Below are 458 nucleotides of genomic sequence, written 5' to 3'. Positions count from 1 at the left end.
CCCTCGGCCTCGGGCGGGATGAGATGCGGGTTGTGGCAATAGGGGCAGTCCCAGGGACAGCCCTGCAGGAAAAGGGTGGCGACCAGCTCGCCCGGCCAGTCGCAGCTGGAGAGGCGCTGCAGGCCGCCGATGCGGATCTCAGCCAAGATCGGCCTGCCGCTCGCTGAAATACAGCCGCTCGCGGAATTCGCCCTTCTTGCCGCGGTTGAACGAGGATACCGGGCGGTGATAGCCCATCACCCGCGTCCAGATCTCGCAGGGCTGGCGTTCCTCATCCGCCAGCAGGATCTCTTCCGGTCCGGTTTTCCGGTCGTCGAACATGGTCTTTTCCTTTCTCAATGCGCGGCCGATTGCCGCTTTTTCGCGATAAGCTCTTCGTCGCAGCGCGGGCAGAACGCGTGTTCGCCCGCGATATGGCCATGCCTGGGGCAGACCGAGAATGTCGGCGTGACGGTGAT

1 protein-coding gene is annotated in these 458 nt (G+C 64.2%); it reads right to left on the bottom strand.

The window, feature by feature from the left end; genetic code table 11:
• Positions 1–138: 138 nt before the first annotated feature.
• Positions 139–321: an anaerobic ribonucleoside-triphosphate reductase gene (nrdD, locus tag FE811_RS27150; RefSeq protein ID WP_072462921.1), complete on the bottom strand. Its 183-nt coding sequence runs from the start codon at positions 319–321 to the stop codon at positions 139–141.
• Positions 322–458 lie beyond the last annotated feature (137 nt).

The organism is Paracoccus sp. FO-3 (genome assembly GCF_006386455.1).
GTDB classification, from domain to species: Bacteria; Pseudomonadota; Alphaproteobacteria; order Rhodobacterales; family Rhodobacteraceae; genus Paracoccus; species Paracoccus versutus.
The sequence above is the reverse complement of the archived record's forward strand: the minus strand, read 5'-3'. Positions and strand labels throughout refer to the sequence as shown.

What these genes read in the sequence shown, in the direction of transcription:
- nrdD (WP_072462921.1), bottom strand. Translation starts at nt 321, where the DNA reads ATGTTCGACGACCGGAAAACCGGACCGGAAGAGATCCTGCTGGCGGAT.